This window comes from Salinisphaera sp. Q1T1-3, assembly GCF_003602005.1.
Classification (GTDB): domain Bacteria; phylum Pseudomonadota; class Gammaproteobacteria; order Nevskiales; family Salinisphaeraceae; genus Salinisphaera.
The window spans coordinates 136,121-159,941 of record NZ_QZWD01000001.1; the positions used below are offsets into that span (position 1 = coordinate 136,121).

Below are 23,821 nucleotides of genomic sequence, written 5' to 3' on the forward strand. Positions count from 1 at the left end.
CCGGTCAGTGCGTATCGGCTCCGGATTCCAGGCGCACGCGGCTACCGTCGGGATAGACCAGATAGCGTTCGCCACCGGAGACGGCTGGCCCGAACCGTCCATCGTGTCGGGCGGCCTGGAGGCCGGCTTCGAATTGCGCGAACGTGATGCCGCCTTTCTTGGCGTTATCGGCGGGCTGCTGGATCGTCGGCCCGGTATCGAACGAGTCGTAAGCATCGGCCAGCGCCGGATCGGCCTTGATCTCCTCCGGGCTGAGCAATGCATCGTGGTTCCGGTCGAGCTGATCGAACAGCGCACGCACGGTCTGAGATTGACGCTCGTCGTCATTCGATGCCGCGCCGGCGATGACAGGCGCAACACCCAGTGTCAGCGCCGCGATGCCGATGACAAAAACGTTGATTTTCACGTCGTGACTCCCAGGGTCTGTTGAGGTTTCGTTCGAGCGCCTTTCCGTCGAGAGGCCGCAGTGTGTCCGGCAAGGCGCGAGTTGCCGATCGTGGCGTGCCACGATCAAGGCTCGCAACGCCGCAGGGCGCGATTTGTGGCCCAACCCTTCGGGACAAGCGCTGTTTTGCGGCAACACAGCGTTGTAGCCTGCTGGTGCAGAATAACGGCACGGCGCGCACTACGCCTCGTCTTGCTGCAAAACAGCACTTGGCGCGGACTCGCACGAAACATCAGCAGGCCCTAGGGATATCGACAATGGCATCATCCGCCGTCGAAGATGAACGCAGCATGTCGGGCCAGCGGACCGGCATCGCTCGATGAATCGACCGAGCCGCCTGCCCGCGCGGCCGCTCCACGACGAGGATCCTCATCATGCCCGGAACCGGTCACGGCAACGCTTCAGCACTGCAGGCCTTCGACGATGCCGATGCCGCGCTTGCACGTATCGAGTCTCTCTATGCCCGCGCCTGCGCCGAGATACGCGATCGTCACGCGCGTTTCATGGCCGGCGAGCGGGCGCCGGAGCCGCTGCCGAACGCGTTCTATCCCTATGTCGGCATCGAGATCACCAGTGATCGCCTGAGTGCGAATGCCCGACCCACCTATGGTTCGTTACGCAAGGGCGGTGTGCACGGCACCACCGTCACGCAGCCCGCGCTATTTCGCGATTATCTCGCCGAACAGTTGCGCCTGTTGCTCGTCAATCACGGCGGCCCGATCCAGGTCGGACTCAGCGACCAGCCAATACCGCTGCCGTTCGTCATCGAAGCCGCGACCGCGAATCTGGAGCCGGATGGGCTGCGCGCCATGGAGCAGGCATTCGCACTGCCCAATCTGGCTTTCATTGACGACTCGATCGCCAACAGCAGTCATCGCACGCTACCCGGCGCGCCGTTCCCGCTGGCGCTGTTCGATGCGCCGCGTACGGATCTGGCCTTGCAGCGGCTCGCTCACTACACAGGCACGGACCCGGCGTATTTCCAGGGCTTTGTCCTGCTGACGAACTATCAGCGCTATGTCGACGACTTTCGCGATCATGCGGCTCGAGCGCTTTGCGAGGACAACGAATACACGGGCTTCGTCGGCCCGGGCGACGAGATCGTGGGCCGCGCGGACGGGACCGGCCTGAGCGCTGGCGGTGCCGCTCCCGGCCATCTGCCGCCGATGCCGGCCTATCATCTGACACGGGCCGACGGGCTGGGCGTCACGTTGATCAACATCGGTATGGGGCCGTCGAATGCCAAGACGATCACCGATCATCTGGCCGTGCTGCGCCCACACTGCTGGTTGATGATCGGCCACTGCGGCGGGCTGCGACGCTCACAGCAGCTCGGTGACTACGTCCTGGCCCACGGCTACGTCCGCGAGGACCATGTGCTGGACCAGGATCTGCCGCCGTGGGTGCCGATTCCGCCGATCGCCGAAGTCCAGCAGGCCCTCGAACACGCGGTGACCAACGTCACGGGACTGTCCAATCGCGAGATGAAGGATCGTCTGCGCACGGGTACGGTCGCCAGCACCGACAATCGCAACTGGGAATTCCGGTTCGACGAACTCTACGAGCGTTTCTCGCAGTCCCGCGCGATCGCGGTGGACATGGAAAGTGCCGCGATCGCGACCAACGGATTCCGGCTGCGTGTCCCCTACGGCACGCTGCTCTGCGTGTCCGACAAACCGATGCACGGCGAGTTGAAGCTGCGCAGCATGGCCAATGCGTTCTACCGAACCCGGGTCAGCCAGCATCTGACGATCGGGCTGGAGACTGTACGTCTCTTGCGGGAAAGCGGGCTTGAAGCGTTGCATTCACGAAAGCTTCGCTCGTTCGACGAGCCGGCTTTTCGTTAGGGCCTGTTAACACTTCGCGCGTGACCGCGTTGCCGGTTTTTAGGCGCAACCCAACGGGATGGCGGTCATTTTTCCGCTATCCGGCGTTGTCGTTCGCGACGGTAGAATGACGGCCGTACGCGCCCGATGCCTTGTCTTGTAAAAAATGATCGCCGGCGCGGTGCATTCGGGACGTGTTATTAATCCGGCATAAAAATAGATGATTTTTCGGGTTGATAATGCGCGTGTGCGAAAGCACGCGCGCCACGGCCAACGGCCGTGAAGCCATTGAAAACAAAAGACGGACAAGTGCCGGCGTTTCTTTCGATGGCGTTGAAAACAGCTGACGTCGTCAGCTGTTTGGGTGCCGGATTAATAACAGGCCTTAAGATATCCCACGGGGAGACAGGGGAACGTCCGGCCAAGGAGCTTTGCGATGTCATCTGTTTTATTTCGCCCGTTCAGCACGCGCACACGTCGCGGATTGCGATACGGTCTCATGACGGCCGTGCTGGCCGTGTCAGCAAGCGGCTGTGCGCTGTTCACGCCCGGCGGGAGCCACGATGTCGGGCTGTTATCGACCACGGATCTCACCACGCACTGTCATCGACTGTGGTCCGCCGATCAGGATTCGTTCCGACTGTGTCAGCAGTTGCAGAATCGCAGCCGCGCCAGTCTGTCCCACTATGCGCAAACCCATGATCTGACCCGTGACAATCTGGCCAGGCGTGCCGGTGACGACGGCGACCCGGCCACCGCGGTCAACGCCTGTCTGACGCGTTTCCGGCCGGATTACACTTCGGTGTGGCGTTGTGTTCAGGAAAGAGCCGATCCGTCGGCGAGCTGAGCCTCGACCCGCCGCATTAATCGAGCACGCAAGAAAAAGCCCCGCCGAAGCGGGGCTTTGTCGTGGCTGCCTTGGCCGGACCGATCAGGCCGCCTTGGCGAGCTGGCGCAGCACGTAGTGCAGAATGCCGCCGTTCTGATAGTAATCCCACTCCTTGGGCGTATCGATACGTACCCGAGCATCGAACTCGACGGTCTCGCCCGATGCCTTGGTGGCGGTGATGTGCACTGACTTGGCCCCGGCGGCCAGACCCTCGATATCGTAGGTCTCGGTGCCGTCCAGACCCAGCGATTCGTGGGAATCACCTTCGTTGAACTGCAGGGGCAGCACGCCCATGCCGACGAGGTTGGAACGGTGGATCCGCTCGAAGGACTCGGCGATCACGGTCTTCACGCCGAGCAGCAGGGTGCCCTTGGCCGCCCAGTCGCGCGAGGAGCCGGTGCCGTATTCCTTGCCGGCGAGGATGACCAGCGGCGTACCTTCGTCGCGATACTTCATCGCCGCGTCGTAGATGAACATCTCGCGGCCTTCCGGCTGATACTGCGTCCAGCCGCCCTCGGTACCGGGCGCCAGCTGATTGCGCAGACGCACGTTGGCAAACGTGCCGCGCATCATGACTTCGTGGTTGCCGCGGCGCGAGCCGTAGCTGTTGAAGTCGGATGGGGCCACGCCTTGTTCCTGCAGATACTGGCCTGCCGGCGAGTCCTTGGTGATCGCGCCGGCCGGAGAGATGTGGTCGGTCGTGATCGAATCACCCAGCTTGGCCAGGCAGCGCGCGCCCGCAATGGAGGCCGGGATATCGCCGGCATCGACGCTCATGCCTTCGAAGTAGGGCGGATTCTGGACGTAGGTGGAATCCTTGTCCCACTCGTAGATTTCGCCTTCGGGCACGTCCAGGTTCTGCCAGCGATCGTCGCCGGCAAATACGTCGCCGTAGGAATCCTTGAACATCTCGGAGTTCAGCGAACTGCCAATGGTGTCGTAGATTTCCTTCTGGGACGGCCAGAGATCCTTGAGATAGACCGGGTTGCCGTCCTGGTCCTCGCCGAGGGCGTCTTCGGTCAGATTGATGTCGATGGTGCCGGCCAGCGCATAGGCCACGACCAGCGGCGGGCTGGCGAGGAAGTTCATGCGCACATCGCCGTGCACGCGGCCTTCGAAGTTGCGATTGCCCGACAGCACGGAGGCCACGTTCAGATCGTTTTCACGCACCGCGTTGCCGATCGGTTCCGGGAGCGGGCCGGAGTTGCCGATGCAAGTGGTGCAGCCATAGCCGACAAGCTGGAAGCCGAGATTGTCCAGATCGTCGTCCAGACCGGCTTTTTCCAGATATTCGGTCACGACCTTGGAGCCGGGCGCCAGCGAGGTCTTGACCCACGGTTTGACCTGCATGCCCTTGGCCGCGGCGTTACGTGCGACCAGGCCGGCCGCCAGCATGACCGCCGGGTTCGAGGTGTTGGTGCAGGACGTGATCGCCGCGATCACGACCGAGCCATCGTGCAGATCGAATTCGGCGTCCTTATAGGAGACCGGTGCATGCACCGGGCCGCCGACGCTGTCCGCGGCCAGGCCCGACTCGCTTTGCATTCTGGCTTCTTCCAGGGACTTGCCGGCCTTTTCGGCACGGCTTCTCATGAAAGGCTCGACCTCGCGCTTGTAGGTCGCCTGCATATCGGAGAGCAGCACGCGATCCTGCGGCCGCTTCGGGCCGGCCAGGGAAGGCTGGACGGTCGACAGGTCGAGCTCGAGCGTATCGGTGTATTCGGCATCGGCCTGACCCGGCTCTCGCCACAGGCCCTGGGCCTTGGCGTACTCACGGGTCAATTCGAGCTGCTCGGCATCGCGGCCGGTCAACTCCATGTAGCGGATGGTTTCCTCGTCGACCGGGAAGATGCCGCAGGTCGCGCCATATTCCGGCGCCATGTTGGCAATCGTCGCGCGATCGGCCAGGGCCAGGTCGGCCAGGCCGTCGCCGTAGAATTCGACGAACTTGCCGACCACGCCCTTGGCGCGCAGCATTTCGGTGACCGTGAGCACGAGGTCCGTGGCGGTCGTGCCCTCGGCCAGCTTGCCGGTCAGCTTGAAGCCGACGACCTGCGGGATGAGCATGGTGATCGGCTGACCGAGCATGGCCGCCTCGGCCTCGATGCCGCCCACGCCCCAGCCGAGCACGCCCACGCCGTTGATCATGGTGGTGTGGGAGTCGGTGCCGACCAGCGTGTCCGGATAGGCCAGGTTCTTGTCTTCGTTGCCAAAGACCACGCGGGCCAGATATTCCAGGTTGACCTGGTGGACAATGCCGGTGTCCGGAGGGACGACCTTGAAGTTGTCGAACGCACCCTGGCCCCAGCGCAGGAACGCGTAGCGCTCCTTGTTGCGGTTGAATTCGAGTTTGGCGTTCAGGTCGAAGGCCTGGTCCGAGCCGTATTCATCGACCATCACCGAGTGATCGATGACGAGTTCGGCCGGCGAGAGCGGATTGATCTTGTCCGGGCTGCCGCCGAGATTCTTCATGGCATCGCGCATGGCGGCCAGGTCGACCACGGCCGGCACGCCCGTGAAGTCCTGCAGCACCACACGCGCCGGCGTGAAGGCGATCTCGGTATCCGGCTCGGCCTTGGCATCCCAGTTCGCCATCGCCTCGATATCCGAAGCGGTCACGTTGGACCCGTCTTCGTGGCGGAGCAGGTTCTCGAGCAGAATCTTCTGGGCGTAGGGCAGTTTCGCGATGTTGGGAAACTGCTTCTCTAGCGCGGGAAGGCTGAAGTAATCGAAGCTGCGGTCTCCGACAGTGAATTGCGTGCGAGTCCCAAAGCTATCGGTCATGAACCTTATCTCCTGAGCCGGTGAATGATCGCTTTCGGCGAGGCGCCGGGCGGCGCAAGTATAGCGCTTGCGGGTTCATCCTGCAGGCGTTTCCGACGGATCGGAAAATCGGTATTTGCGGTTTCCCGGCCGGTCATGGCGGGTGCCGCAAGGCCGATCTATGTCGTTGAAAGACTGGCAAGCAGCGCCTTGCGTCGAAAGATGAGCGAAGTGAAACCGCCGCCGCACTGCCGCCACATGACGCCACAACGCACCGCCGCCAGCAGCTGCGTGCGCATGCGTCGCTGCAGATGCTCGTTGTTCAGATAACTGGGATGGCCCTGCAGCATGATCTGCGGGCGCATCGGGCTGACCGTCTCGCGATAGGCATCGTTGAGAATATCGGCCACATCGTTCGGGTCGGCCAGCCGTGCACGATCGATCGCGCCGCGCAGGCGGCCGAGCGCCTGTTCGTCGCGCATGAGTTTGCCGGCCAGTTTGAGCACCTGACCGATATAGCGGGCCACGGCCGCGGCCTTGGCGTCGGGTTGCTCTCCGGAGAGCTGCATGCGCATGTAGCGCAGGCCGTCCGCGACCTGGCCGGTATCGCCGTAGACGTCGATCACATCGTCCGGGTCGGTACAGAAGATGGCATGCGTGGCCCGCTCGAAGCGCACCGGCTGATCCTGGCCCTCGGTGGCCATTTCATGGGCGTACAGCGTGAATTGCGCCACGCCGGCAAGCGAGTAGGCCTGGTTGCGCAGGGATGAGGAGACAGGCGACGTCATGCGTTGGCGGCTCGCTGGTCGTGGCGCACGTCATCGGCGTGACCGGGGCGGATGATTTCAGCACTGCCGAGACAGTGATCGTCGTCGTAGAACACCACGTACTGGCCGGGCGTGATGGCACGCGGCGGGCGATCGAACGTGACGGCAACATGCCCGTCGGCCTGCGGGGCGACGAGACAGTCGATGGCCTGCTGGCGATAACGCACCTGCGCCTGGCAGCGCATCGGCTCGGCCGGTGGCTGGATGAGCCAGTGGGGCGCAGCGGCGACGAGGGCGGTCTGTTCCAGCGCGGGGTGGCGCGTGTCCTGGCTCACCCACAGCGTATCGCTGCTCAGGTCCTTGTCCACGACATACCACGGTGCCTGGGCCGCGCCGGCCACACCGCCGAGCCCGAGGCCGCGACGCTGGCCGATCGTGTAATAGATGAGTCCGGCGTGTTCGGCGATGACGCGGCCCGCCAGAGCCCCGCCGGATACGCGCACCGGCCCGGCCCGGCCGGACAGATACTGTCGCAGGAAACCTTCGAAGTCGCGCTCACCGATGAAACACACACCGGTACTGTCCGGTTTGTCGTGGACCGGCAGGCCGGCTTGCTTGGCCAGCGTGCGGACGTCGGATTTCTCGATCTCACCGATCGGGAACAGTGTGCGCGAGAGGGCGACCATCGGTACGGCCGCCAGGAAATAGGACTGATCCTTGCCCGGGTCGCGACCGCGCAACAGGCGCGTCTGCCCGGCGTCGTGATCGAGGCGCGCGTAATGGCCGGTGGCGATCAGATCCGCACCGAGCCGTTCGGCGTGATGCATGAAGGCATCGAACTTGATCTCCCGGTTGCACAGCACATCGGGATTGGGCGTGCGCCCGGCCGCATAGCTGTCGAGGAAATACTGGAATACGCGGGACTTGTACTCGGCCGAGAAATCCGCCCGATGCAGCGGAATATCGAGTGCGGCGCAGACTTCGGCGGCATCGTCGAAATCATCGGCGGCCTGACACCGTCCGGCCTCGTCTTCGCCCCAGTTGAACATGAACAGGCCTTCGACCTGATATCCGGCCTCAAGCAATCGCAGCGCGGCGACCGACGAATCGACGCCGCCGGACAAGCCGACGATCACGCGGGTCTCGGCAGGGCTGTGGGGGCTGGGCGCGTTACTCATGGCGCGTCGTGCATATCGGTCAGCCGTGCCAGGGGCATCAACGGCTGCGACTCATAATCGTCGATCGCGCGGAGGACCAGGGCACTGCGCAGGTCGTCGCGTTCGCCGAGCTCGCCCCGGGTGAGCCAGTGTGTGGTGATGATGCCGTCGTCGAGCGCCTGTCTGGGGCGGTGATCGTCCACCTGGCCGGCAAGCGCGACACGCAGTGTATGGCGACCGTCGGCGTGCGGCATGTAATAGAATCCCACGATTCCGGTCGGGTGGAAACGCCAGGCGCTTTCCTCGCGTGTCTCACGAATCGCCGCATCCAGGATCGTCTCGCCCGGCTCAACGTGTCCGGCCGGCTGGTTGACGACGCGTCGACCCCGCGCGATCTCCTCGACCACGAGATAACGCGATTCACAAGCGACGATCGCGGCGACTGTCAGTTCGGCGTGTACCATGAGAAAAACCGGACCAAGGCGGTTATCGATCGTCCGAAAGTCTAGCAAAGGCCAAAATTGCATGGCCAAGCGTGCACGCCCCGGGTATCATGCGCCGGACTCAATTCACGGGCCAGCTCGAAATCATATGTCGCGTTTTGCGATGCTGTTTCCCGGCCAGGGGGCACAATCGGTCGGCATGCTCGCCGACCTCGGCGCGCACCATCCGGTGATCGGCGAGACCTTCGCCGAGGCCGGCGATGCGCTGGGTTTCGACCTGGCCGACCTCGTCACCAATGGCCCGGCCGAAACACTCGACCAGACCGAGTACACCCAGCCGGCGCTGGTGGCTGCCAGCGTTGCCGCATGGCGTGCCTTCGAGGCGGCTGGCGGCCCGCGTCCGGCATGCGTGGCCGGCCACAGCCTGGGCGAATACAGCGCGCTCGTGATGGCCGGTTCGCTCGATTTTGCGGATGCGCTGCGGCTGACGCGCCTGCGCGGGCAGGCGATGCAGAATGCGGTCGCCCCCGGTGAAGGCGCCATGGCCGCAGTCATCGGTCTCGCCGATGAAGACGTGGTCGCCGCCTGTGCCGAAGTCGAGTCGGCCCATGGCAGCGTATCCGCCGCCAACTTCAACGCACCGCTGCAGGTCGTCATCGCCGGTCACGCCGAAGCCGTGGCGCAGGCCTCGCAGATCGCCAAGGCCAAGGGCGCCAAGCTGGTCAAACCGCTGAGCGTGAGCGTGCCGTCGCACTGCGCGCTGATGTCGCCGGCCGCGGATCGCCTGGCATCGCATCTGAGCGATATACCGTTGCGCGAGCCGACGCTGCCCGTCTACCACAATGTGGATGCCCGGCCGCGCGAGGACGTGGCAGGCATTCGTCGGGCGCTGGTCGCCCAGCTTGCCGAGTCCGTGCAATGGACCGATACCATCCGCCGGATTCGCGAGACGCATTGTGATCTGTTTCTCGAATGCGGGCCGGGCAAGGTGCTTTCCGGGTTGAACAAGCGGATCGACAAGTCGATCCGGAGCATGGCGCTTTCCGAGCCCGATGACTTCGAGGCCGCGATCGCGGCTGTCGCCGAGTAGTCACGCGGCCCTCGCTCAATCCCGAATTCCGAAAACCGACATCACAACAGCTATGCCCGATAAATCACTGGCCGGTCAGATCGCGCTCGTCACCGGCGCCAGCCGCGGCATCGGTGCCGCCATCGCCGAACGTCTTGCCAACGACGGCGCGACCGTGATCGGCACGGCGACCTCCGCAAGTGGGGCAGCCGGCATCGACGAACGGCTATCGCCGCATGGTGGTGCCGGACGGGAGCTGGATGTCACCGACGGCGCTGCGGTCGAGGCGCTGATCAAGGCGATCGGCAAGGAATTCGGCGCCCCGGGCATCGTCGTCAACAATGCGGCCATCACGCGCGATACGCTGATGATGCGCATGAAGGACGATGACTGGCAGGCCGTTATCGATGCCGACCTGAACGGTGTCTTCCGTGTCTCCAAGGCGGTGCTCAAGGGCATGATGAAGGCCCGCACCGGCCGCATCGTCAATATCAGCTCGGTCGTCGGACAGATCGGCAATGCCGGCCAGGTCAACTACAGCGCGGCCAAGGCCGGTCTGCTGGGCCTGACACGCTCGATGGCGCGCGAGGTGGGCTCCCGCAACATCACCGTCAATGCCATCGCGCCGGGTTTCATCGAAACCGACATGACGCGTGTATTGCCCGAGGATACCCGCGAGGCGATGCTTGCCCAGATTCCGCTGGGCCGGCTCGGCTCGGTCGAAGACATCGCAGCCGCGGTGGCCTTTCTGGTCTCGCCGGAAGCGTCGTATATTACAGGCGAGACCCTGTCGATCAACGGCGGCTTGTACATGGGAGGGTAGTCGTCTGGCGACACTCTCTCTTTTTCCCTAGAATGGCGCGCGATCCGAAAACCGGATTCGAGCGCCGTATCAACGCGCAACGTAAGCAACAGGAGACATCCCATGAGTAGCGTGGAAGAACGAGTTCAGAAAATCATCGCCGAGCAGCTTTCGGTCAGCGAAGACCAGGTGACCTCGGAGGCCTCGTTCGTCGACGATCTGGGTGCCGACTCGCTGGATACCGTCGAGCTGGTTATGGCGCTGGAAGAAGAGTTCGAAATCGACATCCCGGACGAGGAAGCCGAAAAGATCGTCAACGTCAAGGACGCTGTCGACTACATCAAGTCGCACGCCGAGGGCTGATCGCGCTCACGGCCACGGCTTGTCGGTCGCTTTCCTGATGAGCGGCCGACCGGATATCTGCCGTCGTGTTCGGCGGCATCATTCTTTGACAGGGGGCGTCGTTGAAACAGCGTCGCGTAGTAGTAACGGGCCTGGGCATGGTGTCGCCCCTGGCCAATGACGTCGAGAATACCTGGTCGGGCATTCTGTCCGGCCGCAGCGGTATTTCATCGATCGACACGTTCGACGTGTCGGGCTATCCGACGCGTTTCGGCGGCCCGATCCGCGATTTCGACGTCACCGATTACATGCCGGCCAAGGAGGCCAAGCGTTTCGATCCGTTCGTTCACTACGGTGTGGCGGCATCGACGCAGGCCCTGGCAGACAGCGGGCTCGAGCTGTCCGACGAATACAACGATCGCGTCGGCGTGGCCGTCGGGTCGGGTATCGGCGGCATCGGCACGATCCTCAAGACCTGCGCCGGCTTTCACGACTCGGGCAACAACCCGAAGAAGGTCTCGCCCTTCTTCATCCCGAGCAGTATCGCGAACATGGCGGCTGGCGCCGTGTCCATACAGCTCAATCTGCACGGCCCGAACATTGCTGCCGTATCGGCATGCACGACCGGCGTGCACAACATCGGTCTCGCGGCTCGCCTCATCGCTGGCGGGGATGCCGATGCGATGCTGGCCGGTGGCTGCGAAATGGCGGTCAATCCGATCGGCCTGGCCGGCTTCTGCTCGGCGAAGGCGCTGTCCACGCGCAACGATGACCCGAAAGGCGCAAGCCGGCCGTGGGATGTCGATCGCGATGGCTTCGTGTTGTCTGATGGCGCCGGCGTGCTGATGCTCGAGGATCTCGAATCGGCCCAGGCGCGAGGCGCGCAAATCTATGGTGAGGTCGTCGGCTTCGGCATGAGTGGGGATGCCCATCACATCACCATGCCCAGCGGGCGCGGTGCACGTCAGTGCATGCAGCGGGCGCTGGACAACGCCGGCATGACCGGCGCCGACATCCAGTATGTCAACGCGCACGGCACCTCGACGCAGGCTGGTGACGTCTCCGAAAGCCAGGCGATCGAATCCGTTCTGGGCGAGACGGCACGACAGATCGCCGTAAGCTCGACCAAATCGATGACGGGACACATGCTGGGTGCCGCGGGTGCCGCCGAGGCGATCTTCACTTTGCTCGCCATTCGGGATCAGGTGGCTCCGCCCACGATCAATCTGGATACGCCGGCCGAAGGCTGCAATCTCGACTACGTGCCGCATGAGGCACGCGAGACGCGCATCGAGGCCGCGTTGTCGAACTCGTTCGGCTTCGGCGGTACCAACGGGTCGTTGATCTTCAAACGCTATAGCTGAAACCAGTGGCCGCGAGCGGGCGCCGGTCGAGTCGATGCGAGAATCGATTGGCTGCCTGGCAGCCCGCGCGGGTAACGTCATCCAAGGCGGTATCACGGCGCTTGTCGACGTGATACCGCGCCAAGACACTCCGACGAATGGGCGTTACCGAACATTCTTCCGTTCCGGCAGGCCGTGAATCGACTGCTCGAGGACAGGCGCTGTCGCGGCTGACGCTGGACAGCGCCTGTTGTATCGCGCTGTATCGACTGGCCGCCGACGAGCCCGAGCTGTTCCCGTTTCTGCTCGAATCCAGCGCCGGTGCGGCCGCACAGTCACGCTACGATCTGCTCCTGGCCGATCCCGGCGCGACGATTCGTGTGGACAGGCTCGATCGCGCGGACGCATTCTTCGATGAACTCGATGCTGCCGCAACAGCGGCGCACTGCGCCGGCGTGCCGGATCTTCCGTTCATCGGGGGATGGTTCCTCTATCTCGGTTACGAGATGGCCGCGGGTGTCGAGCCATCGCTGCGTTTGCCGCCCGATCCGCGTGATCCGTTCCCGCATGCCTTGGCCGTTCGTTGTCGGGCCGGCGCGATCCACGATCGGGCGACAGGCGTCATCCATGTGATTGCCGAGCCGGAGTCGACCATGTCGGTCGCCGAGATCGCGGCGTACCTCTGCAAAGACACGGCGAACGAGATCGACGAGGCGATGACCATGCCGGCCGCGCGCTGGACGGAGGCGCCGGCGCAATCTTATCTCGATGCGGTGGCCCGGGCGCGCGACTACGTCGCAGCCGGTGATGTCTTCCAGGCCAATCTTGCCCGCACGTGGGCCGGTACGCTGTTCGACGACTGGGCCAGTGGCGATATCTATCGCGCGCTGCGTCGTGCCAATCCGGCGCCGTTTTCCGGCTTGATGCAGTGGTCGGGCGGGGCCTTGATCAGCTCATCGCCGGAACGACTGCTGAGCATTCGCGACGGCCAGGCCAGCATGCGGCCGATCGCGGGTACCCGGCGCCGGGTACCCGGCCGGGACCACGACACCAGCACCGAGTTGGTCACGCACCCAAAGGAGCGGGCCGAGCACATCATGCTGATCGATCTCGTGCGCAACGATCTCGGCCGGATCTGCCGGCCGGGTACGGTGCGCGTGGACGAACTGATGACGGTGGAATCCTATGCGCACGTCCATCACATCGTGTCCAACGTCACGGGCCATCTGGCCGGGTCGATCGGACCGGCGGCCGCGCTGCGGGCCGTATTTCCGGGCGGCACGATCACCGGCTGCCCGAAAGTCCGCTGCATGGAAATCATCGCCGAGCTCGAGGATACGGGACGGGGTGCGTATACCGGCGCGATGGGTTATCTCAGCCGCTGCGGTACGCTGGATACGAATATCGTGATTCGATCCCTCGTTCAACACGGTCGGACTTTGACCCTGCGTACCGGGGCCGGAATCGTGGCCGACTCCTTGCCGCAAGCCGAACTCGAGGAAACCCGGCACAAGGCCACCGGCGTGCTACGCGCGTTCGTCGACGCCGATGGCGCCTGCCATGGGTGAACAGTCGACGGTGCGCATCGATGGTTGCCCGGTGGGGCACGTGGCCAGCGATGATCGCGGGCTGGCCTACGGTGATGGCATATTTCGCACACTGTGCGTGATCGATGGTCATGTCGTGGCGCTGGAATCGCACGCGCAGCGCCTGCGGCATGACTGTGATCGCCTGGCGTTATCTGCGCCGCCCCTGAATGCGATCGTGGCGGATATCGACGCACTGTGCGGCGTGCGCGGACGATTTGTCGTCAAGATCATGATCACGCGCGGCAGCGGCGGCCGGGGCTATACGCCACCGTTGCAGCCGATGTGTCGCCGGATCGTCGCGCGACACGACCTGCCGGATGCCCCCCGAATTCCGCTGACGTTGGCGATCGCCGACGTACGCCTGGCCGAGCAACCCCAGTTGGCCGGGGTCAAGCATCTCAATCGGCTCGAGCAGGTACTGGCACGGCGCGAGTGCGTCGCACGTAACGCGGCGGATCTGGCGATGTGCGATGCTAGCGGTCAACTGACGGCGACCACCATGCGCAATCTGGTGTTCAGTGATGCCGCCGGCCAGTGGCATACCCCGAGCCTGGCCCGCGCGGGTGTGATCGGCGCGACTCGACAACGTTTGATGGCGAGCCGGGCGGCACGACATGACCCGGTCACCGAATGTCGCATGGCCCCGGACGAACTCAAGGCGTTCACCGGTGCGATCGCATGCAACAGCGTCGGCGGCGCGATCGCTGTCGCGGCCATCGGCGACCACCATTTCGAGTACAGCGAAGCGATGGCCGCCCACGCTACCGAATTGCTCGAAGAAACCGCATAACCGGAGAGTCATCGCTTGTTCAAGCGCATTCTCGGCCTGACCGGCCTGATCATCATTTTCCTCGTGGCCTGCCTCGGTGCCGACGTCGCACGGTTTTTTACCACGCCTCTGGCCAACAGCCAGCCACAGCTCGTGGAAGTCACGCCCGGCACCACGTTCCGGGCACTCATGCATCAGCTGTCCGACGCCCGCGTCATCCGCAAATCCCGCGACGAACGTTATCTGTCCTGGTATGCGCAGCTCACGGGCAAGGCGACGCAGGTCAAGAGTGGCGAGTATCTGATACCGGCACGCCAGCGTCCGGCGCAGTTGGTGTCGCTGCTGGTCTCCGGCAAGATTCGCCAGCATCGCCTGACGATCGTCGAGGGCTGGCGTTTCGCGCAGATCATGCAGAAGGTCGAAGGCGACGACGCCCTAAAGCACACGCTGTCGGGCAAGAGCGATGCACAGATCATGGCCGCACTCGGGCACCCGGGCGAAAAACCGGAAGGGCGTTTCATGCCCGATACCTATATGTTTCCCCGGGGGCTGAGCGATGTCGCCTTCCTCAAGCGTGCCTACAACGCCATGTCGGATTTTCTCGATCAGGCCTGGCAGGCGCGTGGCCAGAACACGGCCGTCGAGAGCCCGTATCAGGCCCTGATCCTGGCCTCGATCGTGGAGAAAGAGACCGCCGTGTCGGCCGAGCGCGGTCGCGTGGCCGGTGTCTACACCCGCCGACTGGAAAAGGGCATGCGGCTCCAGTCCGATCCGACGGTCATCTACGGCATTCCGAATTACGACGGCAATATCCATAAATCCGATCTGGAGCGTGATACGCCTTACAACACTTATACACGCGCTGGCCTGCCGCCCACGCCGATCGCGTCGCCGTCGCGCGCCTCGATCCGGGCGGCTCTGCATCCCAAGCCTGGGACGGCGCTGTATTTCGTCTCCCGGGGGGATGGCACCCACGTGTTTTCCGATACGCTGAGCGAGCAGAATCAAGCCGTACGTCGATATCAACTGGGGGGGTCATGACGGAACAAGCGCGTTCAAGCGGCCGCTTGATCACGCTGGAAGGCGGCGAAGGTGCGGGCAAGTCGACCCAGATCGCGCGCTTGGCCGCCCGTCTTGAAGCCGACGGGCATCGCGTGCGAACGACGCGGGAACCCGGGGGAACCCAGCTCGGTGAGGCCGTGCGCGCGGTGCTGATGGCCGATCACGGCCTCCCGATGCCGGCCATGAGTGAATTGCTGCTGGTCTTTGCTGCGCGGGCCGCCCATCTGGCGGAAGTGATCGAGCCGGCTCTGGCAGCCGGCGAAATCGTGATCTGCGATCGATTCACGGATGCCAGTTTCGCGTACCAGGGGGCCGCTCGAGGGCTTGGCCATGGACCGGTCGAGACCCTAGAGGCCCTGGTACAGGGCGAGCGGCGCCCGGATGGTGTCGTGCTTCTCGATCTGCCGGTCACCGAGGGCATGGCGCGAGCCGAGGCACGTGGCAAGGGCAATCGTTTCGACGAAGAAGCTCGTGACTTCCACGAAGTCGTGCGGCAGTGCTACCTCGACCGGGCGGCGGCTGCCCCTGCGCGTTACGCCGTCATCGATGCCGCGGCCGAGGTCGATACCGTGGCGGAACGGATCGCGAGCGCGGTGCAGACATGGCTGTAGACACCGAGGCGCGCGCTGCGGCCGAGGTCGAGCTCGCACTGCCGTGGCATGAGGATCTCTGGGCGCATATGGCCGGTGCCTTGAACGGTGACCGCGTGGCCCACGGTCTGTTGTTCTGTGGGCCGGGCGGCGTCGGCAAACGACGTTTCGCCGAGCGCACGGTCGCGGCACTGTTGTGCCGTGAACGGGACACGCAGGGCGAGGCCTGCGGCCAATGCAGCGGCTGTCGTCAGCGCCGGGCCGGCACCCATCCGGACATATCGCGCCTGGTACCGGACGAGCCGGGCAAGCGCATCAAAGTCGACCAGGTGCGACGGTTCGCGCACGCCTTGCATCTGACCTCGCAGTACGACTCCGGCCGCGTCGGCTGGATCGACCCCGCCGACGCGCTGACCGTCAGCGCCGCCAATAGCCTGCTGAAGACGCTGGAAGAACCGCCTGCGGGCTGTCATATCCTGCTGATCACCGACCGCCTGTCCTCGCTGCTGCCGACGATTCGTAGTCGATGTCAGCAATGGCGCATACCCGCTGCCAGCCTCGATGCGGCCCGCCGCTGGCTGGCTACGCGGGATATTCCAGTCGACCAGACACCGGATGATCGGTTGCGCGCGCCGCTGGCCGTCATCGGTGCGCACGAAACCGGACTGGCAGAGCAGATCACCCAGTGGGACCAGGATCTGTCGCGGCTTCTGGCACGACGCGCCAACCCCGTGGCCGTGGCCGAGCGGGCAGCACAGGCCGAGCGACGGCCCTGGGTCGATTGGGTTTATCGCCGTTCGGCGGACCTGTTGATTGCCTGCGTGGCCGCAGAACAGGACAGCCCCCTGGACGAAACCGCCACCGCCGCGGCTCGGCGGCTCGGCCCGGTCGCCTTGCAGGCCTGGTCACGCAAAGTGGGTGCCGTGGCACAGAACGTCGAGGCGAACGCGGACTGGCGCCTGATGCTAGAGTCCTTGTTCATCGATTTGAGTGAGCGCGTCACGGAGGCGGGCCGGACATGAACCAGCAATCGGAATCCGCCGTCAATGACGGCACCGCCGTGCAGATCGAGATCGAAGAAATCGCCAGCCTCGAAGCCGCGTTCATGCCGTTCATCCGCAACGGTGGCTTGTTCATCGACCAGTCGCAGCTCGGCGATGCGCATTACGAATTCGGCGCGGCGCTGCCGCTGGTGCTGCATGTCCGTGCCACGGGCGAGCGCATCGCGATGACCACGCGTGTCGTCTGGCTGGCGCCGACGCGCGGACAGCGGCGTACCGGGATCGGTATTCAGTTCAGTGAGACTGAAGGGCCGGACATTCGTCGCCGCGTGATGAAGCCGGAGGCTGCCGCCAGGCGCTAGGGCCTGTTGAGGTTTCGTTCGAGGGCGGCGTTGGCGCCACAAATGGTGTCCGGCAAGGCGCGAGTCGCCGTATCGTGGCGTGCCACGACCAAGGCTCGCAACGCCGCCGAGCGTGATTTGCGGCCGCCAATGCCGTGCTCCGACGACACATCAAAAAGGCCACAAGGCGTGCTGCCCGCGGCGTCCGCCGTCAGCCAGCGCGGCCGCCGGCTCGTGAGCGCCCCGAGGCAAGTTCGGGCGTGGCGGGCTCGATATCGATCGAGCCCGCCAGCGCTTCATCGCTGGCAATAGCGCGCCAGATCATCTCGAACAGGGTCGGTGCCTTTTCCGCCAGACCGTAACGCCGTCCGCGCACCAGCCACATGGCCACATTGCGGTTGGCCACACCCCATATGAAATCCGAGATCTCGACTTCGTCGATCCGGTCGGTGAGCACCCCGGCGGCACGACCTTCATGAATCACCCCGAGAAAGACGGACATCAGTTCGGGCTGGCGAAAGGTATCGTCCTCGCGCCACGTATTCAGATACACCGAACTCAGAATGATCTGGGCCACTTCCGGGTTACGCTCGAAATACTCGAGCAACACCCAGAACACCTTGCGCAGCCGATCCCGAAAATTCTCGATGCCCTGGAGATGGTCGAGCATGCGCTGGGCCAGTGTCGCCAGCCAGGTATCCAGGCTGGCAAAGAGCACGTTCTCCTTGCTGCCGTAGTACTTGTACAGCGTCTGAAGGCTGATGCGTGCGTGCCGGGCAATATCGATCAGCTTGACGCGATGAAACTCGCTTTCGGCGAACAGTTTGCGCGCGGCATTCTCGATACGCGTGCGCGTGGCCGGGTCGATCGATGCCAGCGCCTGTTCTCGTTCGCGGTTTGTTTTTGCGTGATGTTGCATCACCGATGAAGCCCGTCGCTTTCAGGGCGCGCGAATCTATCAATTTATTGATAGGAATTAAATAATTTTTAATCTTTTCGATAATTGCACGCAATCGTTTGGTCGGCGATGCCACTCTGCAAAAGGGTAATTTCAATTATTCTTGGCGTGTGCACTCTCGACCGCTAAGCTCTGACCATACGCGACAGCATGGTGGTGTGCCGGTTGTCGGTCGCTTGTCGAGGGCATTCGCCCGTGGAGGTCTGCATGTTTGCGAGCACGCTGCGTTACATCAAGAAAGCCCAACTCCTGCCGCGCATCTCGGATACGGAACGCCAGGCGCTGGAGGCCGGTTCGGTCTGGATCGACGGCGAATTCTTTTCAGGTAATCCTGATTTCCGATCGATGATGGCGCAGGCGTATCCAGCGCTACCCGAAAACGAGCAGGCTTTTCTGGACGGGCCGGTCGAAGAATTGCTTCATCGCGTGGATCGCTGGCAACTGCACAACACTCGACGCATTCCGGACGATATCTGGCAATTCCTGCGCGAAAACGGCTTCTTCGGCCTGATCATTCCAAAGGAATACGGGGGTTCGGGGTTTTCGACGCTGGGCCGCAGCTCGGTCATGATGAAGACATCCCAGCTGGGCCCGATCGGCACGCTCATCGTGATCCCGAACACCCTGGGGGCAGCTGAACTATTGATCGGCTACGGCACGGGCGCACAGAAATCGCAATACCTGCCGCGCCTGGCCAGCGGCGAGCTCGTGCCCTGTTTCGGCCTGACCGAGCCGACAGCCGGCTCCGATGCCGCCTCGATCAAGGCCGAAGGCCGTGTCTTTCGCGATACGGATGGTGAACTCAAGATTCGGCTGAACTTCTCCAAGCGCTACATCACGCTCGCACCGGTGGCCAATCTGGTCAGTCTGGCCTGCCAGCTCCACGATCCGGACAACCTGCTCGGCAAGGGCGAGCTGCCCGGCATCACGGTGGTCCTGCTCGAAAAAGGCACGCCCGGGCTGTCGCTGGGCGATCATCATCTGCCGATTTCCGCGTTCGACAACGGGCCGATCCACGGTCGTGATGTCGTGGCCTCCGTGGACCAGATCATCGGCGGCCCCGAAATGGCGGGTCAGGGCTGGCGGATGCTCATGGAGCAGCTGGGCGGCGGGCGTGCGGTGTCATTGCCGGCCGGCGGCGTGGCCTCGGCCAAGGCCTCGGCGGCGGCCATGGGCCCGTACAGCATGGTGCGCGAACAGTTCGGTATCCCCGTGGGATTGATGGAGGGCGTGGCCGCCCGCATCGCACGCACCGCGGCACTGGCCTATGTGCTCGAGTCGTCGCGCATCTATGTCTGCGCCGGTGTCGATGCCGGTCATCATCCGCCGGTGATCTCGGCTATCCTGAAACAGCAGACCACCGAGCTCGGCCAGCAGTGTCTCATCGATGGCATGGATGTGATGGCGGGCGCCGGTGTGATGCAGGGGCCGAACAACATCCTGGGCAGCGGTTATATCGGTGCGCCGGTGTCGGTCACGGTCGAAGGGGCGAATATTCTGACACGAACGCTGATGATCTTCGGCCAGGGGGCAGTGCGTTGCCATCCCTACGCGCTGCCGACGCTCGAGGCCGTGCAGGCCGACGACGTGGCGGCCTTCCGCAAGGCGATTGTCGGCTGGCTCGGCCATTCCATGGCCAATTTCGGTCGCGGCGTGGTGCGCGGCATCACCCGCGGGGCCACGGTCTCGAGCCCGGTCGGTGGCGAAACCGCAGTCTATTTCAAGAAGCTGGGCTGGGCTGCGTCGCGTTTCGCGTTTCTCACCGACCTGGCCATGTTCTGTGTCGGCGGCAAGCTCAAGCAACGCGGCAAACTCTCGGGCCGGTTCGCCGATGCGCTGTCATGGATGGTCTTCGCCACGACCACGCTGCGTCGATTCCATGCCGAAGGCGCGCGAAAAGAGGATCTGCCGCTCGTACACTGGGCACTCAAGCACAGCCTTTTCGAGATCCAGCAGGCCTTCGATGGCATCTACGCCAATTTCGGCGGTCCGGTGGTGGGCTGGCTGCTGCGCTATCCGGGCCGTTTCTGGCTGCGGATCAACCCGCTGTCGAGTGGCCCGACCGACGCCGAGGACCGAGCGGCGGCCGCAACGGTCCAGGCCCCGGGCGAACAGTATCAGCGGGTGGCGCTCGGCGGTCTCGGTGCACCGCGCGACAGCGAACCCGGCATGGGCCGTTTGCTGCATGCCTGGCGGCTCGTCGCTGCCGCCCAGGCACCGACGGCGAAAATCAAGAAGGCGCTTCGCAAGGGGGATCTGGTGGCCCCGGACGTGATCGCGGCGATCCCGGCGGCGGTCGAGGCGAATATCGTCACCGACGATGAGGGCGCTCGGGTGCGTGAAGCCGAAACGGCCCGCCTGTCGGCCGTTCAGGTCGATGTCTTCGACAAGGACGACTACTATCGCGATACGCTCGCCGCGATCCAGGCGAAGACCGATACGGCGCCCGCCGCAGTCGACGATGCCGATGGCGCACCGGCCCTCGCGCGCGCGGCCAACGACTGAAGCCGTGGCGGTGTCTGCGCTGGCTGGCACGAGCCGAGCGCAGACGCCGATCGTTCGATGGCGCGTTGCCCGTGGCAGAATGCGCGCCATGAACGAGACAACGACCGGGCCGCGGGTCAACAGCAGCGGCTATACGCTTGGCGAGGAGATCGCCAATACGATCACTGCCGGTATCGGTGCTGCGCTGTCGATCGCCGGGCTGGTCGTGATGGTGGTCTTCGCCACGCTGGCCGGTACGGCCTGGCACATCGTCGGCGTATCGATTTTCGGGGCGAGCCTGATCTTTTCGCACATGGCCTCGACGCTGTATCACGCGATTCATCCACCGCGTGCCAAGCGTGTTCTCCAGATCATCGACCATCTGGCGATCTATTTCCTGATCGCCGGGACGTACACGCCGTTCACGCTGGTCAATCTGCGCGGACCGTGGGGCTGGAGTCTGCTGGTGCTGATCTGGGCACTCGGATTGTTCGGCGTGATCATCAAGACGACGCGCCTGACGCGGGTTCCGTATCTGTCCACCGCTTTCTACGTGGCGATGGGCTGGACCGTGGTGCTTGTCATCAAACCATTGCTGGAGACCGTGGCCCCGGGCGGCGTGACGCTGCTCGTGGCCGGCGGTCTGTCCTATACGGCGGGTGTGATCTTCTATGCCTGGGAGCGCATGCCTTACAACCACGCCATCTGGCATCTGTTCGTCATCGGCGGCAGTGCCTGTCATCTGCTGGCCGTGTTGTTCTACGTGATTCCGTTGACGAGTGCGGCGGCGGCACTCGGCGCGTCGCCGGCCGCATGACCGATACAGGCCAGGCAAGCCGGACGCTTCGCGAGGTCTTCGGCTACGACGCATTCCGGGGCCAGCAGGCCGAGATCGTCTCGCACGTCATCGACGGCGGCGATGCGCTCGTGCTCATGCCGACCGGGGGCGGCAAGTCGCTGTGTTATCAGATTCCGGCGCTGGTGCGTCGTGGTGTGGCCATCGTGGTTTCGCCGCTGATCGCCCTGATGGCCGATCAGGTCGCTGCTCTCCGCCAGCTTGGCGTCAACGCTGCCTATCTGAATTCCACGCTCGAACGAGACGAACAACGCGACATCGAGCAGGCACTGGAAGCGGGCACGCTCGATCTGGTCTATGTTGCGCCCGAGCGCCTGGTGCAGCCGCGGATGATGGCGCTGCTCGAACGTGCTCGCATCAGCCTGTTCGCGATCGACGAGGCCCACTGTGTATCGCAGTGGGGACACGATTTTCGTCCCGAATACCGGGAGCTTTCACGCCTGGCCGGCGCCTTTCCCGACGTGCCGCGAATCGCGCTCACAGCGACCGCGGATCTGCGCACCCGGGAAGAGATCATCGAGCGTCTGGCGCTGGAAGAGGCCGCGCACTACGTACACAGCTTCGACCGGCCGAACATCCAGTATCGCGTCGCCGAACGTGGCAGCGCGAAACAGCAGCTCATCGATTTCATCGAAGGCGAACACGATGCCGACGCGGGCATCGTGTATTGCCTGTCGCGCAAGAAGGTCGAGGAAACCGCGGAATGGCTGTCGGCCCGCGGGCGCGAGGCGCTGGCCTACCACGCCGGCCTGTCGCCGGCGCTGCGGGCACACAACCAGGCGCGATTCCTGCGCGAGGAGGGCGTGATCGTCGTGGCGACGGTGGCATTCGGCATGGGGATCGACAAACCGGATGTCCGTTTCGTCGCCCATCTGGATTTGCCGTCCAGCATGGAAGCCTATTATCAGGAGACCGGGCGAGCCGGCCGCGACGGTGAGCCGGCCACCGCCTGGATGCTTTACGGGCTGGGCGATGCAGTCCAGAGACGACGCATGATCGAGCAGGGCAACGCGCCCGATATCCGCAAGCGGGTCGAGCACGGCAAGCTCGATGCAATGCTCGGCTATTGCGAGCTTGCCACCTGCCGGCGCGTCAATCTTCTCGAGTACTTCGGCGAGACCGAGTCGCCGCCTTGCGGCAACTGCGATACGTGCCTCAATCCACCCGAAACCTACGACGCCACGCAATACGCCCGTATGGCCCTTTCAGCGGTCTATCGAACAGGGCAGCGTTTCGGTACCGCCCATGTGATCGATCATCTACGCGGGGTCGATAGCGACCGGGCACGACAGCTCGGCCACGATCGCCTCTCGACGGCCGGGGTCGGCGCGGATCTGTCCGCCAAGCAGTGGCGCTCGGTCATCCGCCAGCTGGTCGCCCTCGGCTATCTGCGCGTCGAGCAGGCCTATGGCGGTCTCCAGCTCTCGCCGGATTGTCGCGGCCTGCTGCGCGGTGAGCAGACACTGGAACTGCGCATCGACCGCAGCGGCCGGCGCAAGAACGCCAGCCGCCTGAAAAAGGATCTGCCGCCGATCGAGCTGGAAGACGAAGCGCTCTGGGATGCGCTTCGCGCGCTGCGTACGGAACTGGCCCGCGAGAACGACGTGCCGCCATACGTGATCTTCCACGATGCGACACTGCGTCACATGTTGGCGAACAAGCCGACCGATCTGGCCGCACTCGACGGCATTCCAGGGGTCGGGGCGAAGAAAAAAGATGCCTACGGGCGGGCATTCGTCGAGACAATCGAGCGATTTTGCTCTTAGGGCCTGTTGAGGTGTCGTGCGAGTCCGCGCCAAGTGCGCCTTGAAATTGACGATGGGCGGCAAGACGAGGCGTCGCACGCATAGCGTGCCATTCTGCGCCAGCCTGTTAGAACGCTGTATTGCCGTCGTGTTTTTGATTTTGGGGCACTGGTCCCTTCGGGTTGGGCCGCAAATCACGTCCGGCGGCGTTGCGAGCCTTGATTGTGGCGCGGGCCGCGCCTTGCTTGACGCGCACCGCAGGGGCAATGCGGCGGCCTATCTCGTGACGACAGCGCCGAGAGCCGGCACGCGCTGCAGGCTGGACGAGACGGCGCTTGCGCCGCCACTTGCCCCCTGACCGCTACCGACCAGTTGTTGCATTGCGTACAAGGCAACGGCAAGCTCAAACGCTGATCGCGAGCGAGGGCAAGAACTCGCGAATCGTCAAGGGGAAGCGCGGCCGATGGTGCCGCAGGACCGCGGCACGCGGACAACAGACTTTTCGTGTCGCCGATGCGGGAGCGGTTTGCGCCCGTGCCGGCGGCGTACGTCGCGCTCGCCCCGATGTGTCACCAGTCAG

21 protein-coding genes are annotated in these 23,821 nt (G+C 64.2%); 15 read left to right on the forward strand and 6 right to left on the reverse strand.

Features of this window, described 5'->3' with window-relative positions:
• Positions 1–4: 4 nt before the first annotated feature.
• Positions 5–406, reverse strand: coding sequence for a hypothetical protein (locus D3260_RS00545; RefSeq protein WP_120096556.1), 402 nt, complete (start codon positions 404–406; stop codon positions 5–7).
• Positions 407–819: 413 nt separating this feature from the next.
• Here D3260_RS00545 and D3260_RS00550 point away from each other — a divergent pair, with 413 nt between their 5' ends.
• Together D3260_RS00550 and D3260_RS00555 are read left to right on the forward strand one after the other, a co-directional pair.
• On the forward strand, positions 820–2,292 hold the full coding sequence (locus tag D3260_RS00550; RefSeq protein ID WP_120096557.1) for an AMP nucleosidase: 1,473 nt from the start codon (positions 820–822) through the stop codon (positions 2,290–2,292).
• Between the two features lie 415 nt (positions 2,293–2,707).
• Complete coding sequence (locus tag D3260_RS00555; protein ID WP_233543891.1) at positions 2,708–3,118, forward strand: hypothetical protein; 411 nt, start codon at positions 2,708–2,710, stop codon at positions 3,116–3,118.
• Positions 3,119–3,202: 84 nt separating this feature from the next.
• On the opposite strand, the gene acnA is transcribed toward D3260_RS00555, so the two are convergent.
• From acnA to D3260_RS00575, 4 genes are all read right to left on the reverse strand, one after another.
• Entirely contained in the window at positions 3,203–5,944 is a 2,742-nt protein-coding gene (gene acnA / locus D3260_RS00560) for an aconitate hydratase AcnA (RefSeq protein ID WP_120096560.1), read from the reverse strand.
• Between the two features lie 158 nt (positions 5,945–6,102).
• Positions 6,103–6,711 (reverse strand): DUF489 family protein, encoded by a 609-nt coding sequence (locus D3260_RS00565; protein ID WP_120096561.1) that lies wholly within the window; start codon positions 6,709–6,711, stop codon positions 6,103–6,105.
• The gene (gene mnmA, locus D3260_RS00570) at positions 6,708–7,868 is read right to left on the reverse strand and encodes a tRNA 2-thiouridine(34) synthase MnmA (protein ID WP_120096562.1); all 1,161 of its coding nucleotides are present in this window, start codon (positions 7,866–7,868) and stop codon (positions 6,708–6,710) included. The genes D3260_RS00565 and mnmA overlap by 4 nt, the downstream gene beginning before the upstream one ends.
• Positions 7,865–8,311: an NUDIX domain-containing protein gene (locus D3260_RS00575; protein ID WP_120096563.1), complete on the reverse strand. Its 447-nt coding sequence runs from the start codon at positions 8,309–8,311 to the stop codon at positions 7,865–7,867. Before D3260_RS00575 ends, mnmA begins: the two co-directional genes overlap by 4 nt.
• A 127-nt stretch (positions 8,312–8,438) precedes the next feature.
• Here D3260_RS00575 and fabD point away from each other — a divergent pair, with 127 nt between their 5' ends.
• The 10 genes from fabD to D3260_RS00625 all read left to right on the forward strand — a co-directional run bounded on the left by fabD (position 8,439) and on the right by D3260_RS00625 (position 17,219).
• On the forward strand, positions 8,439–9,380 hold the full coding sequence (gene fabD / locus D3260_RS00580) for an ACP S-malonyltransferase (protein WP_120096564.1): 942 nt from the start codon (positions 8,439–8,441) through the stop codon (positions 9,378–9,380).
• A 52-nt stretch (positions 9,381–9,432) separates the two neighbouring features.
• Complete coding sequence (fabG, locus tag D3260_RS00585; protein ID WP_120096565.1) at positions 9,433–10,182, forward strand: 3-oxoacyl-ACP reductase FabG; 750 nt, start codon at positions 9,433–9,435, stop codon at positions 10,180–10,182.
• 102 nt (positions 10,183–10,284) lie between these two features.
• Complete coding sequence (gene acpP, locus D3260_RS00590) at positions 10,285–10,524, forward strand: acyl carrier protein (RefSeq protein ID WP_006912784.1); 240 nt, start codon at positions 10,285–10,287, stop codon at positions 10,522–10,524.
• A gap of 101 nt (positions 10,525–10,625) precedes the next feature.
• Positions 10,626–11,867, forward strand: coding sequence for a beta-ketoacyl-ACP synthase II (fabF, locus tag D3260_RS00595; RefSeq protein ID WP_120096566.1), 1,242 nt, complete (start codon positions 10,626–10,628; stop codon positions 11,865–11,867).
• Positions 11,868–12,004: 137 nt separating this feature from the next.
• Positions 12,005–13,414 (forward strand): aminodeoxychorismate synthase component I, encoded by a 1,410-nt coding sequence (locus D3260_RS00600; RefSeq protein WP_120096567.1) that lies wholly within the window; start codon positions 12,005–12,007, stop codon positions 13,412–13,414.
• The gene (gene pabC, locus D3260_RS00605; protein ID WP_158583326.1) at positions 13,407–14,225 is read left to right on the forward strand and encodes an aminodeoxychorismate lyase; all 819 of its coding nucleotides are present in this window, start codon (positions 13,407–13,409) and stop codon (positions 14,223–14,225) included. Before D3260_RS00600 ends, pabC begins: the two co-directional genes overlap by 8 nt.
• A 15-nt stretch (positions 14,226–14,240) precedes the next feature.
• The gene (gene mltG / locus D3260_RS00610) at positions 14,241–15,245 is read left to right on the forward strand and encodes an endolytic transglycosylase MltG (protein ID WP_120096569.1); all 1,005 of its coding nucleotides are present in this window, start codon (positions 14,241–14,243) and stop codon (positions 15,243–15,245) included.
• Positions 15,242–15,877, forward strand: coding sequence for a dTMP kinase (tmk, locus tag D3260_RS00615; RefSeq protein ID WP_120096570.1), 636 nt, complete (start codon positions 15,242–15,244; stop codon positions 15,875–15,877). The genes mltG and tmk overlap by 4 nt, the downstream gene beginning before the upstream one ends.
• Positions 15,868–16,878, forward strand: coding sequence for a DNA polymerase III subunit delta' (holB, locus tag D3260_RS00620; RefSeq protein WP_120096571.1), 1,011 nt, complete (start codon positions 15,868–15,870; stop codon positions 16,876–16,878). Before tmk ends, holB begins: the two co-directional genes overlap by 10 nt.
• The gene (locus D3260_RS00625; protein ID WP_120096573.1) at positions 16,875–17,219 is read left to right on the forward strand and encodes a hypothetical protein; all 345 of its coding nucleotides are present in this window, start codon (positions 16,875–16,877) and stop codon (positions 17,217–17,219) included. Before holB ends, D3260_RS00625 begins: the two co-directional genes overlap by 4 nt.
• 190 nt (positions 17,220–17,409) lie before the next feature.
• Here the strand turns inward: D3260_RS00625 and D3260_RS00630 are convergent, their stop codons facing one another.
• On the reverse strand, positions 17,410–18,117 hold the full coding sequence (locus tag D3260_RS00630; RefSeq protein WP_233543918.1) for a TetR/AcrR family transcriptional regulator: 708 nt from the start codon (positions 18,115–18,117) through the stop codon (positions 17,410–17,412).
• A 246-nt stretch (positions 18,118–18,363) separates the two neighbouring features.
• On the opposite strand from D3260_RS00630, the gene D3260_RS00635 reads away from it, so the two are divergent.
• From D3260_RS00635 to recQ, 3 genes are all read left to right on the forward strand, one after another.
• A complete protein-coding gene (locus tag D3260_RS00635) occupies positions 18,364–20,661 on the forward strand; it encodes an acyl-CoA dehydrogenase (protein ID WP_120096575.1) in 2,298 nt (765 codons plus the stop codon).
• 88 nt (positions 20,662–20,749) lie between these two features.
• The gene (locus D3260_RS00640; protein ID WP_233543893.1) at positions 20,750–21,457 is read left to right on the forward strand and encodes a hemolysin III family protein; all 708 of its coding nucleotides are present in this window, start codon (positions 20,750–20,752) and stop codon (positions 21,455–21,457) included.
• Positions 21,454–23,262 carry a DNA helicase RecQ gene (gene recQ, locus D3260_RS00645; protein WP_120096577.1) on the forward strand — a complete coding sequence of 603 codons (1,809 nt, stop codon included), beginning with the start codon at positions 21,454–21,456 and terminating at the stop codon, positions 23,260–23,262. The genes D3260_RS00640 and recQ overlap by 4 nt, the downstream gene beginning before the upstream one ends.
• Positions 23,263–23,821: the final 559 nt, after the last annotated feature.

Excerpts from the sequence above, each read along its gene's own strand:
- D3260_RS00640 (WP_233543893.1), top strand. The coding sequence starts at position 20,750 with ATGAACGAGACAACGACCGGGCCGCGGGTCAACAGCAGCGGCTATACG.
- D3260_RS00600 (WP_120096567.1), top strand. The coding sequence starts at position 12,005 with ATGGGCGTTACCGAACATTCTTCCGTTCCGGCAGGCCGTGAATCGACT.
- D3260_RS00555 (WP_233543891.1), top strand. The coding sequence starts at position 2,708 with ATGTCATCTGTTTTATTTCGCCCGTTCAGCACGCGCACACGTCGCGGA.
- holB (WP_120096571.1), top strand. The coding sequence starts at position 15,868 with ATGGCTGTAGACACCGAGGCGCGCGCTGCGGCCGAGGTCGAGCTCGCA.
- acpP (WP_006912784.1), top strand. The coding sequence starts at position 10,285 with ATGAGTAGCGTGGAAGAACGAGTTCAGAAAATCATCGCCGAGCAGCTT.
- acnA (WP_120096560.1), bottom strand. The coding sequence starts at position 5,944 with ATGACCGATAGCTTTGGGACTCGCACGCAATTCACTGTCGGAGACCGC.
- recQ (WP_120096577.1), top strand. The coding sequence starts at position 21,454 with ATGACCGATACAGGCCAGGCAAGCCGGACGCTTCGCGAGGTCTTCGGC.
- D3260_RS00625 (WP_120096573.1), top strand. The coding sequence starts at position 16,875 with ATGAACCAGCAATCGGAATCCGCCGTCAATGACGGCACCGCCGTGCAG.
- D3260_RS00630 (WP_233543918.1), bottom strand. The coding sequence starts at position 18,117 with ATGCAACATCACGCAAAAACAAACCGCGAACGAGAACAGGCGCTGGCA.
- fabG (WP_120096565.1), top strand. The coding sequence starts at position 9,433 with ATGCCCGATAAATCACTGGCCGGTCAGATCGCGCTCGTCACCGGCGCC.
- D3260_RS00635 (WP_120096575.1), top strand. The coding sequence starts at position 18,364 with ATGTTTGCGAGCACGCTGCGTTACATCAAGAAAGCCCAACTCCTGCCG.
- D3260_RS00565 (WP_120096561.1), bottom strand. The coding sequence starts at position 6,711 with ATGACGTCGCCTGTCTCCTCATCCCTGCGCAACCAGGCCTACTCGCTT.
- fabD (WP_120096564.1), top strand. The coding sequence starts at position 8,439 with ATGTCGCGTTTTGCGATGCTGTTTCCCGGCCAGGGGGCACAATCGGTC.
- mnmA (WP_120096562.1), bottom strand. The coding sequence starts at position 7,868 with ATGAGTAACGCGCCCAGCCCCCACAGCCCTGCCGAGACCCGCGTGATC.
- pabC (WP_158583326.1), top strand. The coding sequence starts at position 13,407 with ATGGGTGAACAGTCGACGGTGCGCATCGATGGTTGCCCGGTGGGGCAC.
- D3260_RS00550 (WP_120096557.1), top strand. The coding sequence starts at position 820 with ATGCCCGGAACCGGTCACGGCAACGCTTCAGCACTGCAGGCCTTCGAC.
- tmk (WP_120096570.1), top strand. The coding sequence starts at position 15,242 with ATGACGGAACAAGCGCGTTCAAGCGGCCGCTTGATCACGCTGGAAGGC.
- D3260_RS00575 (WP_120096563.1), bottom strand. The coding sequence starts at position 8,311 with ATGGTACACGCCGAACTGACAGTCGCCGCGATCGTCGCTTGTGAATCG.